This is a genomic window from Nesterenkonia suensis (assembly GCF_054782935.1).
Window position 1 is genome coordinate 1 of the sequence record NZ_BAAGRN010000005.1, and the last position, 13,637, is coordinate 13,637.

A 13,637-nucleotide genomic window follows, 5' to 3' on the forward strand; every position below is an offset into this window, starting at 1 on the left:
GGGCTGAGCCAGACGGCGTCGATGCCGAGGTTCTGCAGGTAGGGGACCCGGGAGGTGATGCCGGCCAGGTCGCCGATGCCGTTGCCGTCGGCGTCGGCGAAGCTGCGGGGGTAGATCTGGTAGACGGTCGCCTGACGCCACCAGGTCGGGTCCTGGGTGAGACTCATGCAGGTGATTCCTTTCGAACGAGGCGGAGTGCGTCACTTCACCGCACCCTGGGTGACCCCGGAGAGCACCCAGCGCTGCGTGAAGACGAAGACCAGGATCGACGGCGCCAACGCCATCAGGTAGGAGGCGAAGGAGACGTGGTAGTTGCTGCTGAACTGGCTCTGGAAGAGCTGGTTCACCACAGGCAGCGTCTGCAGCGCGGGATCAGAGATGATCATCGACGGCATCATGAAGTCGTTCCAGGAGAACAGGAACGCGAAGATGCCCACCGTCGCGCTCATCGGGGCGAGCACCGGGAAGATGATCCTCCAGAAGGTCTGCCACGTGCTGGCGCCGTCGATGCGCGCCGCCTCCTCCAGCGCCGGAGGCATGTTGCGCAGGAAAGTGGTCAGCAGCAGCACGTTGAAACCGAGGTGGAACATGATGTGCAGGATGCCCACACCCAGCGGGGTGTCCAGCCCCACCATGCCGCTGAGCTTGATCTGGGACAGCGCCAGCACCGGGAAGGGCAGGAACATCGCCGCCAGGATGTAGAAGAAGGCGAACTTGAAGAACTTGCGCTCCCAGTTGGCATAGATGGCGTAGGCGGCCATGGAGCTGATCAGCACCGCCCCGGCGACGGCGATCGCCGAGACGAAGATCGAGATGGCGAAGCTGACCGGGAAGTTCGTCAGCTGCCAGGCCTCGATGAAGCCCTCGATGCTGACCGGATTGGGCAGCGTGAACGCCTCGCCCTGGACCGCCTGGGGTCCGCTCTTGAACGCCATGGAGACGGTGACGAAGAACGGCACCAGCACGGTGAGCGTGCAGACGGTCAGCAGGATCGTCAGCCGGAGATCGAACCGGCGTCGGGGCCGGATGATCGGCCGAGAGCGCCGAGTGGGGACGGTGCTGGAGGTCGAGGTGAGGTCCGGAGTGGACATGATCACTTCTCCTTTCGGCGCATCAGGCGCAGCTGGACGAGGGCGATGGCCAAGGTGATGAGGAAGAAGATGGTGGCCGTGGCCATCTGGTAGGCGTAGTCGCCGTCGGTGAATCCGGAGAAGATCGTCATCGCCACCGAGCGTGTCGAGGTGCCCGGCCCGCCGTCGGTCAGACCGACGATGATGTCGTAGGCGTTGAGGAAGTTCTTGAAGGTGAGGATCACATTGATGACGATGTAGCCCGCCATGAGGGGGATGGTGATGGTCAGCAGCTGCTTCCACGGTCCGGCCCCGTCGATGGAGGAGGCCTCATAGACGTCATGGGGGATGGCCACCAGTCCGGCGATGTAGATCAGCATCGTGCCGGGGATGGCCTGCCAGGCGGTGACGATCACGATCGAGATCCAGGCGAGGTCCGAATCGGCGAGGATGCTCGATTCCAGCGGGCCGAAGCCGACCGCCTGGGCCGCGGCCGGCAGCGAGCGGGCGAACAGGAACTGGAAGACGAAGGCGATGATGATCGGGGAGACCACCATCGGGATCACGAAGATGGTGCGCAGCACCACGCGGCCCCGGATCTGCGAGGTCAGGCCGACCGCGAGCAGGAAGGCGATGATGTTGGTCACCACCACGGTCACGGCGGAGAACCCGAGGGTGAAGCCGAAGGACCACATGATCGCCGGGTCGGTGAACATCAGCTGGTAGTTGGCCAGTCCCACGAAGTCCCAGTCGCCGTAGCCGACCGAATTGGTGAAGCTGAAGAAGATGCCCATCACCGCCGGCAGAGCGATGCACAGGGTGAAGACGACGAGCGTGGGCAGCAGGAAGAGCCAATGCGTCCGGTCCGGTCCGCGCTGGCGGGTCGACTTCGGCGAGACCGGCACAGTGGACCGTGTGGCGTCGGCGGAGGTGGACGTCGAGTTCTCAGACGTGGTGAGAGACATGATGCTCCTTGATCAGTCGGGCCGGTCAGCTGCGCTTGGCCAGGCGGGCCCAGTCGGCGTCGAGCGTGCTGAGCATGGTCTCGAGGTCAGCCCCGAACACGAGGTCCTGGCAGTAGCTCTCGAAGGGGATGGTCAGCGGAATGCCCTGGGACACTCCCTGGTAGATCGCTCCGCGGTCCACGTAGGGCTGCATCTCGGCGATGCGCTCATCGGTGACATCGGGCGCATCGGTGCGGACCCCGAAGCCGAGGGCGTGCTCGTTGTAGGCATCCTGGATCTCCGGCCGGGCGAAGAACTGGAGCAGCTCGCGGGCCTCCTCCTGATGTCTTGAGCCCTCGGGGATCCACAGGGCGAGGTCCAGGTTCACCCGGACCTTGTTGTCGGCGGGGTCTTCGGTCATGGGCAGGGGGAACGTGCCGACCTCGAGGTCCGGATTGATCTGTCCGATCTCGATCAGCGCCCAGGGACCCTGGAAGTACATGGCTGCCTCGCCGTTGGCGAAGGCGTTGTTGCCGTCGCCGTAGTTGCGGCCCAAGGCGTCGGACTGGGTGTACTGCGCGATCTGCAGCATCTTCTCCAGCGGCTCGCGCAGGACCTTGCTGAAGGAGACCGGTGAGTCGGGGCCGACGTCCGGACCCTGGGCGCGTAGCTGTTCGAAGAAGTCGAGGACGTCGACCATCCCGCCGACCGCATAGTCGACCAGTCCCTGCTTGACCGTCCACGCGTCGCCGTAGGTGCCGTAGACGGGTGTGACGCCGGCGTCCTGGAACGTCTCACAGGCGGCGATGAACTCGCTGTAGGTGGTGGGGACCTCGACGTCGTGCTCGGCGAAGATCTCCCGGTTGTAGATGACCGAGGCCGCCATCATGGAGTACGGCAGCACTGAGGTGCGTCCCTCGTACTGCGGGTAGATGTTCACCTGCTCCATGACCGGGGCGGCGATCTTCTGCGTCTCCGGCAGGTCCGAGAGGTCGCTGAGCTCTCCGCGCTCCACGAAGCGGGCCATCTCGAAGTTATAGAGCTGCAGGGCGAGGTCCGGCGGCGAGCTGCGCACGAACATGCCGTTGAGGGTGCCCTCGCTGGTGTCGTGGATGGGCCGGATGTCCGGGAACTCCTCCTGGAACTCCTGCAGCAGGTTCCGGACGTAGGAGATGACCTCGCGCTTGGTCTGGTAGAAGCGGATCTCGGTGGCGTCACCGCCGCTGCCGGCACAGCCGGCCAGGGAGAGGGTGGCGAGGCCGGCGGCTCCGGCGATGAGACTGCGCCGTGACACCGATGGTGGGGGTGCGCCCATGCGTGCCTCCTGAGGATCGAGTCGGGAGAAGTGAGGTGTGGAGAGGTGCAGTGACGCGCACCACACCATGTGGTGCCTAAATTTATCAGGTAAATCTAAGGGAGTCTATAATTTGTGCGTGAACGACGTCACAGAACCTCAGGCACTCGCAGCTCAGGCCTCGCAACGCACGATCAATGCCCGACGCCTGCTCGACGTCGCCTGGTCCGGGGAGCCGCTGACCGCCACCGAGTTCATGGAGAAGACGGGCCTCACCCGAGCCACGGTGCTCTCCGTGTGCCGGGAGCTCGTCGAGGCCGGATGGTTCCAGAAGGTGGCCGACGCCCGAGCCGCCGGCCGATACGCGAAGGGGCGACCGGCGCTGCGTCACGCGTTCCGCCCGGACGCCGCCTTCGTCGTGGCCTGCGACGCCGATGAGGACCTCTTCACGGTGGCAGTGGCCGACCTCCACGGGACGGAGCGCAGCCGGGTGACCCGCGAGGTCAGCTCCGTGCGAGAAGCACCTGCGCGACGTCGGGCCCTGGAGCTGCTGGTGGACGAGGCCCTGGAGGCCTCAGGCGTCGCCGCCGCACGTATCGCCGCCGTCGTCATCGGCGTGCCGGCTCCGGTGGACCCGTACGGGGTCTCGCCTCCTCCGGACGACGCCGAGGACTACTGGCCGGCGATGAACCCCGACTTCGCCAGCCTGTTCCAGGAACGCGGCTGGGCCGTCCGGCTCGACAACGACGCGAACCTGGGAGCGCTCTGCGAAGCCTCCGCCGGCGCCGGCGTCGGCGTGCGCTCCTTCGCCACGCTGCTCTCCGCCGAGCGCTTCGGCGCCGGCATCGTGGTGGACGGCCGGCTGCTGCGCGGCGCCCGCGGTGCCGTCGGCGAGATGCGCGTGCTGGACATGGTCATGGGTGTGGAGGCGCCGCACGGCGTGGAGCGCCGCGCGCGGTGGGAGCTGAGGCGCCTCTCCGAGGAGGGTCGGCTCACCGGTGAGCTGGCCGAGCTCCCCGCCGAGGAGCGTGGCGCCCTGGCGGTCTTCCGGGCGGCGGAGCGGAACGATCCCACGGCGCGGCAGATCGTTGACGCCCTCGCCCGACGCCTGGCGCCGGTGGTTCAGCTGCTCTCCGGCCTCCTGGACCTGGACCGGATCATCATCGCCGGCGACTTCGCCTCATCGGCGGAGCCGGTGCTGCGGCGGACCCGCGAGATCCTGGACCGCCATCCCACCCACCGGTGGGCGGAGCTGGTCTCCTCCTCCCACGGCGCCGACGTCGTGCTGCGTGGCGCCATCTCCGCCGCGATCGACGACGTGCGCGAGCGCGCACTGCTCGCACCCGACGACCTCCGTGGCGCAGTGGGCGGATGAGCCCGTCCCAGAGACTCGACCATCTGCTCGCACCCGGCTCCACACTGCGCCAGGTCGGCGACGGCGCCACCTGGTCAGAAGGCCCCTGCTGGGTGCCCGACGCCGGCGTCGTGCGCTGGTCCGACATCCCCGGGAACCGCATCCTGCAGTACGACCCGCGCACCGGGGAGACCACAGTGCACCGGGATGGTGTGGAGTTCACCAACGGGCGCACCCTGCGGTCCGACGGAGCAGTGGTGCAGTGCTCCCACGGGCTGCGCCGGGTGGAGGTTGAGGCCCCCGGGGAGCAGGGCGCCGTGGTCGCTGCGCTGGTGGAGCGCTGGGCGGGTGGACGGTTCAACTCGCCCAACGACGTCGTCGTCGCCTCCGACGGGGCCATCTGGTTCACCGATCCGCCCTACGGGATCGTCAACCCGGAGGAGGGTCACCCCGGGGAGATGGAGTACGGCGGCTGCCACGTGTTCCGCGTGGATCCGGTCACCGGGGAGGCCGAGTCCATGATCACCGATATGGGTGATCCCAACGGGCTGGCGTTCTCCCCGGATGAGACGGTGCTCTATGTCAGCGACACCCTGGCCGTTCGGACGCCGGGGGAGGGGAGTCCGCACCATGTGCGCGCCTACCCGGTGATCCGCGACGCCGAGGCCGCGCGGGCCGGCCGGGCTGTGCGCTGCGGGGAGGGCTGGACGGTCTTCGAGATCGCCCAGGGGGTGCCGGACGGCATCCGGGTGGACGAAGCCGGGCGCATCTGGAGCTCCGCCGGGGATGGAGTGCATCTGTACTCGCCGTCGGGTGAGCACCTGGGGCACCTGCCGGTCCCGGAGGTGGTGTCGAACCTGTGCTTCGGCGGACCGGACGGGCTCGACCTGTACCTCACCGCCACGACCGGGCTGTATCACCAGCGGGTCACCGTCCGCGACGCCGCCTGGCGCGGCTGAGCGTCCCTCCCTCCGCACTCGTGACCTGTGGCGCTTGACACCCTCCTGTCCGCTATTTAGTCTTTCGGTAAGACGAAATATGGATCACATCCCGGTAGGGCCCTCGACGGCGTCGGGGCCCCACCACCTCGCACCGAAGGGAAGGACCCTCATGATCCGCAGAACCCCGCTTCGCATCGCCACCGCCGGCGTCGCGGCCACCTCCCTGCTCGCCCTCTCCGCCTGCGACGGAGGGAGCGGCGGAGACGGCGCCGATGCCTGGATCCTCACCGGCGGCGGCTGGCCCACTGTCGCCGAGGACTTCGAGAGCTGGAACGCGCAAGCAGAGGAGGGCGAGCAGATCTCCGTCGAAGAGTTCGAGAACGACGCCTACAAGGAGCGCATCCGCACTGTGGTCGGTTCCGGGGAGGCTCCCACGCTGATCATGTCCTGGACCGGCGGCGCCCTGAACGAGTACGTCGCCCAGGACCGGGTCGTCGACCTCACGGAGCACGTCGGGGAGCTCGAGTCCCGCATCCACGAGTCCGTCTGGCAGAACGGCGAGGTCGACGGTGCCCAGTACGCGGTGCCGATGAACGACGTCCAGCCGGTGGTCCTGTACTACAACCAGGAGCTCTTCGACGAGGTCGGCCTGGAGGTCCCGCAGACCTGGTCCGAGGTCGAGGAGGCCATCGAGGTCTTCACCGAGCATGACGTCACCCCGTTCTCGCTGGCCGGCGGATCCGTCTGGCCGGCGCTGATGTGGCTGCAGTACCTCACTGACCGCCACGGCGGCGAGGAGGTCTTCCAGGCTGTCGTCGACGGCGAGGCCGAGGCCTGGAGCGACGAGTCCATCCTCTACGCGCTGGAGACCATCCAGGAGCTGGCCACCGAAGGCGGCTTCGATGCCGACACCTTCACCGGAGTGGACGCCGGGCAGAACGAGGACGCTCGCCTGCTCGCCGACGGCGAGGCCGCCATGCTGCTGCAGGGCTCCTGGGTCTACGCCACCGTGCACTCCGACTTCCCGGACTTCGCCACCTCCGGGGACTTCGGCTTCGCCGAGTTCCCCGTGCTGGAGGACGGCGCCGGGGACCCCAGCAACATCGTGGGCAACCCGGCCAACTTCTGGTCGGTCTCCGCGGACGCCTCCGAGGAGGAGCAGCAGGTCGCCCTCGACTACCTCACCGAGCACCTCTACAACGAGGACACCGTGGACACCATGGTCGACGGCGGCGGCCTGCCCCCGCTGAACGACATCGACGGCCTCATCGCCGAGACCGCGGACGCCGACTTCCTGCAGTTCGCCGACGAGATCGTCGCCGGGGCGAACCACTTCCAGCTCTCCTGGGACCAGGCGGTCGACCCCGAAGTGGCTCAGCCGCTGATGGAGAACCTGGAGAACATCCTCCTGGGGGCCATCACCCCGGAGGAGTTCGCTTCAGCCATGAACGTCTACCAGGACTGAGCCGGACACCGTCATGACTCAGACCGCTTCCCCCGTCCGCCAGGACGGGACCTTCGGGCGGCGCCAGAAGGGCCCCTCGTTCCTGATGGCGCTGCCCGCGGTCCTGTTCTTCGGCATCTTCGCCCTCATTCCGTTGGGCGGCGTGATCGTGCTGTCCTTCATGAACTGGGACGGCCTCGGCGCCCCCAGCTTCGCCGGGCTCGACAACTGGATCCGGATCCTGGAGCGGGACCACACCCACAACGCCCTGTGGCTGACCTTCGTCTTCGTGGTCGTCTCGTTCCTCTTCCAGGCGCCGGTGGCGCTGCTGCTGGGTGTCTTCATGGCCGGCGCGCAGAAGTACCGGGCCTTCCTGTCGGTGCTGTTCTTCCTGCCGCTGCTGTTCTCCTCCGTGGCGGTCGGCCTGACGTTCCAGGCGCTGTTCAGCCCGAACTACGGCATCAGCACGGCCCTGCCCGTCGACTGGCTGCCCGCCCAGTGGCTCGGCAACCCGGACATCGCCCTCTACGTGGTGATCTTCGTGGTGGGATGGTGCTTCATCCCCTTCCACTCGCTGCTCTACCAGGCCGGTGTCCGGCAGATCCCTGCGTCGCTCTACGAGGCGGCGACCATCGACGGCGCCGGCCGGGTGCGGCAGTTCCTCTCCATCACGCTGCCGCAGCTGCGCTACACCGCCATCACCTCGTCCACACTGATGCTGGTCGGCTCGCTGACCTACTTCGACCTGGTCTTCGTGCTGACGCAGGGCGGGCCGGGCAGCGCCACCCGCATCCTGCCGCTGGACATGTACATCACCGGCTTCCGCAGCTTCGACATGGGCGGTGCCTCGGTGATCGCGGTGATCCTGGTCGCCGTCGGACTGACCCTCTCCCTGGCGCTGAACAAGATCTCCGGATCCAGCCGCATGGAGAGTGACAAGGCAGGTATGGGATGAGCATCGACGCCGTGAACACCTTCGAAAGAGCCCCGATGAAGACCTCAGAGCGCACCGCCGAGAAGGCCATCACCCCGCCCGGGCGCCCGAGCCCGAACGGCCGGAAGGCGCGCAAGCCCACCGAGCGGCCCAACATCCTGGCCGGGGTCTCCGGCTGGCTCTGGCTGGCCGTGATCATCCTGCCGATCTACTTCATCGTCATCACCGCGTTCCGTGACCGGACCGACCTGGCGCAGTCGAACCCGCTGGTGCCCTCGACGGAGCCGACGCTGGGCAACTTCGTCCGGGTCATCGAGAACGACTTCCTCCACTTCTTCGCCAACTCGGTGATCGTCACCCTGGCCACAGTGGCCGTGGTGCTGGCCGTCTCGCTGATGGCCTCCTACTACATCGTGCGGTCGGTCAGCGCCGGCGGGCAGCGGCTGTTCGGCGTCATCCTGCTGGGCATCGCAATCCCGGTACAGGCGACCATCATCCCGGTCTACTACCTGATCCGTCAGCTGGGCCTCTATGACACCCTGTGGGCGCTGATCCTGCCGCAGATCGCCTTCGCGATCCCGCTGAGCGTGCTGATCATCGTCAACTTCGTCCGCGACATTCCGGCGGAGCTGTTCGAGTCCATGCGCGTGGACGGGGCCGGGGAGTGGAAGATCCTCTGGCATCTGGTGGTGCCGATGTCGATTCCGGCACTGATGACGGTGGGCATCTATCAGGCGCTGCAGGTGTGGAACGGGTTCCTGTTCCCGCTGATCCTCACCCAGTCCCGGGACGTGCGCGTGCTGCCGCTGTCCCTGTGGGAGTACCAGGGTCAGTTCGCCATCGACGTGCCCGCCACGCTGGCCGCCGTCGTGCTCTCCGCGCTTCCGTTGCTGGTGGCCTACATCTTGGGTCGCCGGTACATCGTCGCCGGCCTGACCGCCGGCTTCGGCAAATGAGCCGCAGGACCGACGACGCCGCCGGCCCCTCGACCTCGACGACCATCCCGAAGGAGCTCCCGTGAGCGATGTGACCACCCAGAACGCCCCCGCCGGGGAGCGGATCACCGGCCCCTGGAACGACGCCGCGCTGCCGGTGGCCGAGCGGGTCGAGGCGCTGTTGGCCCAGATGACCCTGGAGGAGAAGGCCTCCCAGCTGGGCTCCCACTGGGAGATGCGTGAGGACGAGGAGGCGCAGGGGGAGGTGGCCCCCATGGAGGATGCGATGTCCGCGGGCAAACTGTCCTTCGCGCAGGAGATCGTCGACGGCGAGGGGCACCTGACCCGCACTTACGGCACCGTGCCGCTGACCGTCCCCGAGGGCGCCAAGGACCTGCGCGAGCGGCAGGCCGCGGTGGTGGCCGCCAACCGGTTCGGCATCCCTGCGATCGCCCATGAGGAATGCCTCACCGGTTTCACCGCCTACCAGGCGACCGTCTATCCGACCTCTCTGGCCTGGGGCGCGACCTTCGACCCCGAGCTGATCGAGGAGATGGCCGCGGCCATCGGCCGGGACATGGCCGCCGTCGGCGTCCACCAGGGGCTCTCTCCGGTGCTCGACGTCGTCCGGGACGCCCGCTGGGGACGGGTCGAGGAGACCATGGGAGAGGACCCGTATGTGATCGGCACTCTCGGCACCGCCTATGTGAAGGGGCTGCAGCGTGCGGGGATCATCGCGACGCTGAAGCACTTCGCCGGATACGCGGCCTCCCGGGCGGCGCGGAACCACGCCCCGGTGCATATCGGCACCCGTGAGCTGGAGGACCTGATCCTGGTGCCCTTCGAGATGGCGGTCCGTGAGGGGCAGGTCGGCTCGGTGATGAACTCCTACGCCGACATCGACGGCGAGGCGCCGGCGGCCTCCGTGCGGCTGCTCACCGAGGTGCTGCGCGATCGGTGGGGCTTCGAGGGCACCGTGGTCGCGGACTACTGGTCGGTGGCCTTTCTGTCGACGATGCACCGAGTCGCCGAGGACGAAGCGGAGGCCGCGCGGCTGGCGGTGACCGCGGGTCTCGACGTCGAGCTGCCGCACACCGGAGGCTACCGCACCCTGGCCCAGCAGGTGCGCGACGGGAAGCTGGAGGAGGCGATACTGGACCGCTCCGTGCGCCGGGTGCTGCGCCAGAAGATCGAGCTCGGTCTGCTCGACGCCGCCGAGGGCGAGACGTATGAGCCCGCCGTGGAGGAGAGCATCGACCTGGACTCCCCGGCCAATCGTGCTCTGGCGCGGAAGGTCGCCGAGCGCTCGCTGGTGCTGTTGGCCAACGACGGCGTCCTGCCGGCTCGGCCGCAGTCCCTGGTCGGGAAGCGCATCGCCGTCGTCGGGCCCTCCGCCGACGAGCCGCGCACCATGATGGGCTGCTACTCGTTCCCCAACCACGTGCTGGCCAAGTACCCCGCCGGGACCTTCCCGCACCAGGGGATCGGCGTGCCGATGCCCACCATCCTCGCCGCGCTGCGCCAGGCCTACGACGGCGCCGAGGTCACCTATGCCGCCGGCGCGCCGATCCTCGATCATGACACCTCCGGCATCGTCGAGGCCGCTCAGCGCGCGGCGGAGGCGGACCTGGCCGTGGTGACGGTGGGCGACATCGCCGGCATGTTCGGTGCCGGCACCTCCGGAGAGGGCTGCGACGTGGAGGATCTGCGGCTCCCCGGCGCCCAGCACGAGCTCGTGGAGGCCGTGCTGGACGCCGCTGAGGCCTCCCGGACCCCGGTGGTGCTCGTGGTGGTCTCCGGGCGTCCCTACGCGCTGGGTGGCTTCGCCGAGCGCTGCGCGGCGATCGTGCAGGCATTCTTCCCCGGAGAGGAGGGCGCCCCGGCCCTGGCCGGGCTGCTCACCGGCGCGGTGGAGCCGGCCGGGCGCCTGCCGATCGGCGTGCCCGCGCTCCCCGGAGGCCAGTCGGCAGGCTATATCGCCGCCCCGTTGGGACAGAACAGTCAGGGGGTCTCCACCCTGGACCCGACGCCGCTGTATCCCTTCGGCCACGGGCTGAGCTATTCGACCGTAGAGTATCGGGATCTGCGCGTGTCGGCCGAGGAGATCGCCGTCGACGGCACGGTGGAGGCCACCGTCACCGTCGCCAACACCGGGGGCCGACCGGTGGACGAGGTCGTCCAGCTGTACTTCGGTGATCCCGTCGCGCAGGTGGCTCGTCCGGTCCGTCAGCTGCTGGGCCACGCCCGCGTGGCGCTGCAGCCTGGCCAGTCCCGCGAGGTGACGTTCTGGGTGCACGCCGACCGGTTCTCCTTCACCGGGGTCCAGCTGCGCCGGATCGTGGAGCCGGGGCGCATCGACCTGTGGTCCGGTCCCTCGGCCGGGGACCTGCCTCTGGAGGCCTCCGTGCGGCTGACCGGCGAGATGCGCGAGATCACCGGCGCCCGGGTGCTGACCACTCCGGCCCGGGTGAGCTGAGGCGGCTCGACTGCGGTGTCCCCGTCGTCGGACCCCGTCAAGATTCTGGAACCTCCTGCATATCGGAGGGGCTTCCAGCATCTTGACGGGGTGTCATGCGTCATGGCGTCCGTGGGGCTCCATCGGATGACCGTGTCCCCGGCTCGGGCATAGGATGCGGGTACGACCAGTCGACGGGCGGGCTGCGGCCTGCCGCGAAAGGAGTTCCCGATGGCAGAAGACCAGTACTCCGACTACACCGTGCCGGGCCTGGCCCGCGAGAACGGGCATGAGATCGCCGGGCTCCTCCAGATTCGTCTCCACGCGCTGAACGACTTGCAGCTGTGTCTGAAGCATGTGCACTGGAACGTGACCGGTCCGCACTTCATCGCCGTCCACGAGATGCTCGACCCCCAGGTCGACGTCGTGCGCGGCTTCGTGGACGAGACCGCCGAGCGTATCGCCACCCTCGGCGGGACTCCCAGCGGCCGCACCGGCGAACTCGTGGAGCGCCGCCACTGGGAGGACTACCCGCTCGGCAAGGCTGACGCCCTGGTGCACCTGGCCGAGCTGGACACGGTCTACACCGGCGTCATCGAGGATCACCGTGACGTGCTGGCCAAGGCTGGACAGGTGGACCCCATCACCGAAGACATGCTCATCGGTCAGGTCAAGGAGCTCGAGCTGTTCCAGTGGTTCATCCGCTCCCACGTGGAGCGCGCCGGCTCCTGACCAGGGCGCTGCCGACCAGGCTGCTCCTGACCGGCCCGCTGCCGGTCGGGGTGCTCAACTGCGTGCGGCGAACAGTCCTCGCCGGTCGGCGTAGGCCCGGCGCACCTGAGGGGTCGGCTCCGCGGCGAGCGTGCGGACCGCCGAGGTGGTCCACGACGGCGGCTCCTGCGCTCCGGAGAGCACCCAGGCGGCCTGCCGAGCTGCGCCGTCGGCCACATACTCGCCGGGCTCGGGCACCTGCACCTGTCGGCCCAGCACCGCCGGAGCGATCTGCTGCACCGCCGCTGAGCGTGCCGCCCCGCCGATCAGTGTCACCGACTCCACCGGGACGCCCAGGGTCGTCATGGCTTCCAGGCCGTCCGCCAGGCCGCACAGCAGGCCTTCCACGGCGGCGCGGGCCACGTCCTGCGGGGTCATCGACGCCAGGGAGAGTCCGATGAATGAGCCGGTGGCTCGCGGCAGGTTCGGGGTCCGCTCACCCTCCAGGTAGGGGATGAGGGTCAGTCCGTTCGCGCCAGGCTCCGCGGCCAGCGCGAGCTCGGCCAGCCCGGCGTGGTCCACGCCCAGCATCCGGGCCGCGCCGTCGAGCACGCGGGAGCCGTTCAGGGTGACCGCCAGGGGCAGGAACTGGCCGGTGGCGTCGGCGAAGCCGGTGACCAGCCCGGTGGAGTCCTGGATGGGTTCCGGGGAGATCGCGGAGACCACCCCGGAGGTGCCGATGCTGATCGCCACGTCTCCGGGCCGCATGCCCAGTCCCAGGGCGGCGGCGGCGTTGTCTCCGGCGCCCGGGCCGAGCACCAGGTGGCCCCAGCCTCGGGAGGCGTCGCCGGTGGCGGCCTGCTCGTTGGCCGCCACCACGCGGGGCAGTGCGATGCCCCGGGCGTGGTCTTCGGAGATCCGCAGGGCGCGGGCCAGCAGGTCATAGCGGTACTCGCCGGCCGCCGGGTCGTAGTAGCCGGTGCCGGAGGCGTCGGAGCGGTCGGTGGTCAGGTCGCGGATGTCGGAGGATCCGGACAGCCGCCAGGTCAGCCAGTCGTGGGGGAGGGCGACGGCGGCGACGCGCCGGGCGTTCTCGGGCTCGGCGTCGGCGAGCCAGCGCAGCTTGGTCACCGTCAGCGACGCCACGGGCACCGAGCCGGTGGCCGCCGTCCAGGCGGCCGCTCCCTCGGTCTCGCCTCCGAGCTCCTCGATCAGTGCGGCCGCGGCCTCGGCGCTGCGCGTGTCGTTCCACAGCAGGGCGTCGCGGATGACCTCACCGTCGGCGTCGAGCGCCACCAGGCCATGCTGCTGGCCGCCCACTGCCGCGGCGGCGACGTCGGCGAGCCCGCCGGCCTGCTCCAGCGCCTCCAGCAGCGCCTCCCACCAGGCGGCAGGATCCACCTCGGTGCCCGCCGGATGCTTCGCCGAGCCGCTGCGGACGTCCGCGCCGGTCTCGGCCTCACGGATGATGACTTTGCAGGACTGGGTCGAGGAATCGATTCCGGCTACGAGAGTGGGCACCGAGGTCTCCTTCATCGGGGGTGGGATGCCGCCG

Annotated in this window: 12 protein-coding genes; 7 read left to right on the plus strand and 5 right to left on the minus strand. The window is 68.9% G+C overall.

The annotated features are described in order from the left end of the window. The 4 genes from ACYVKI_RS06505 to ACYVKI_RS06520 form a co-directional block, all read right to left on the minus strand. A partial coding sequence (locus tag ACYVKI_RS06505; protein ID WP_460689736.1) for an alpha-amylase family glycosyl hydrolase occupies positions 1-167 on the minus strand: 167 nt, incomplete at its 3' end. A gap of 33 nt (positions 168-200) precedes the next feature. Beyond that, on the minus strand, positions 201-1,091 hold the full coding sequence (locus ACYVKI_RS06510) for a carbohydrate ABC transporter permease (RefSeq protein ID WP_460689535.1): 891 nt from the start codon (positions 1,089-1,091) through the stop codon (positions 201-203). Positions 1,092-1,093: 2 nt separating this feature from the next. Further along, on the minus strand, positions 1,094-2,035 hold the full coding sequence (locus ACYVKI_RS06515) for a carbohydrate ABC transporter permease (RefSeq protein ID WP_460689536.1): 942 nt from the start codon (positions 2,033-2,035) through the stop codon (positions 1,094-1,096). A 25-nt stretch (positions 2,036-2,060) separates the two neighbouring features. After that, a complete protein-coding gene (locus tag ACYVKI_RS06520; protein WP_460689537.1) occupies positions 2,061-3,329 on the minus strand; it encodes an ABC transporter substrate-binding protein in 1,269 nt (422 codons plus the stop codon). Positions 3,330-3,447: 118 nt separating this feature from the next. On the opposite strand from ACYVKI_RS06520, the gene ACYVKI_RS06525 reads away from it, so the two are divergent. The 7 genes from ACYVKI_RS06525 (at position 3,448) to ACYVKI_RS06555 (ending at position 12,103) form a co-directional block, all read left to right on the plus strand. Beyond that, entirely contained in the window at positions 3,448-4,683 is a 1,236-nt protein-coding gene (locus ACYVKI_RS06525; protein WP_460689538.1) for an ROK family protein, read from the plus strand. After that, positions 4,680-5,621: an SMP-30/gluconolactonase/LRE family protein gene (locus ACYVKI_RS06530; protein WP_460689539.1), complete on the plus strand. Its 942-nt coding sequence runs from the start codon at positions 4,680-4,682 to the stop codon at positions 5,619-5,621. The genes ACYVKI_RS06525 and ACYVKI_RS06530 overlap by 4 nt, the downstream gene beginning before the upstream one ends. A gap of 151 nt (positions 5,622-5,772) precedes the next feature. Next, the gene (locus tag ACYVKI_RS06535; protein WP_460689540.1) at positions 5,773-7,068 is read left to right on the plus strand and encodes an extracellular solute-binding protein; all 1,296 of its coding nucleotides are present in this window, start codon (positions 5,773-5,775) and stop codon (positions 7,066-7,068) included. A 13-nt stretch (positions 7,069-7,081) separates the two neighbouring features. Further along, a complete protein-coding gene (locus ACYVKI_RS06540) occupies positions 7,082-8,002 on the plus strand; it encodes a carbohydrate ABC transporter permease (protein ID WP_460689541.1) in 921 nt (306 codons plus the stop codon). Beyond that, positions 7,999-8,937 carry a carbohydrate ABC transporter permease gene (locus ACYVKI_RS06545; RefSeq protein ID WP_460689542.1) on the plus strand — a complete coding sequence of 313 codons (939 nt, stop codon included), beginning with the start codon at positions 7,999-8,001 and terminating at the stop codon, positions 8,935-8,937. Before ACYVKI_RS06540 ends, ACYVKI_RS06545 begins: the two co-directional genes overlap by 4 nt. Positions 8,938-8,998: 61 nt before the next feature. Next, positions 8,999-11,392 carry a glycoside hydrolase family 3 N-terminal domain-containing protein gene (locus tag ACYVKI_RS06550; protein WP_460689543.1) on the plus strand — a complete coding sequence of 798 codons (2,394 nt, stop codon included), beginning with the start codon at positions 8,999-9,001 and terminating at the stop codon, positions 11,390-11,392. A 210-nt stretch (positions 11,393-11,602) separates the two neighbouring features. Beyond that, positions 11,603-12,103 carry a Dps family protein gene (locus ACYVKI_RS06555; protein ID WP_460689544.1) on the plus strand — a complete coding sequence of 167 codons (501 nt, stop codon included), beginning with the start codon at positions 11,603-11,605 and terminating at the stop codon, positions 12,101-12,103. A gap of 54 nt (positions 12,104-12,157) precedes the next feature. Here the strand turns inward: ACYVKI_RS06555 and xylB are convergent, their stop codons facing one another. After that, a complete protein-coding gene (gene xylB, locus ACYVKI_RS06560; RefSeq protein ID WP_460689545.1) occupies positions 12,158-13,618 on the minus strand; it encodes a xylulokinase in 1,461 nt (486 codons plus the stop codon). Positions 13,619-13,637: the final 19 nt, after the last annotated feature.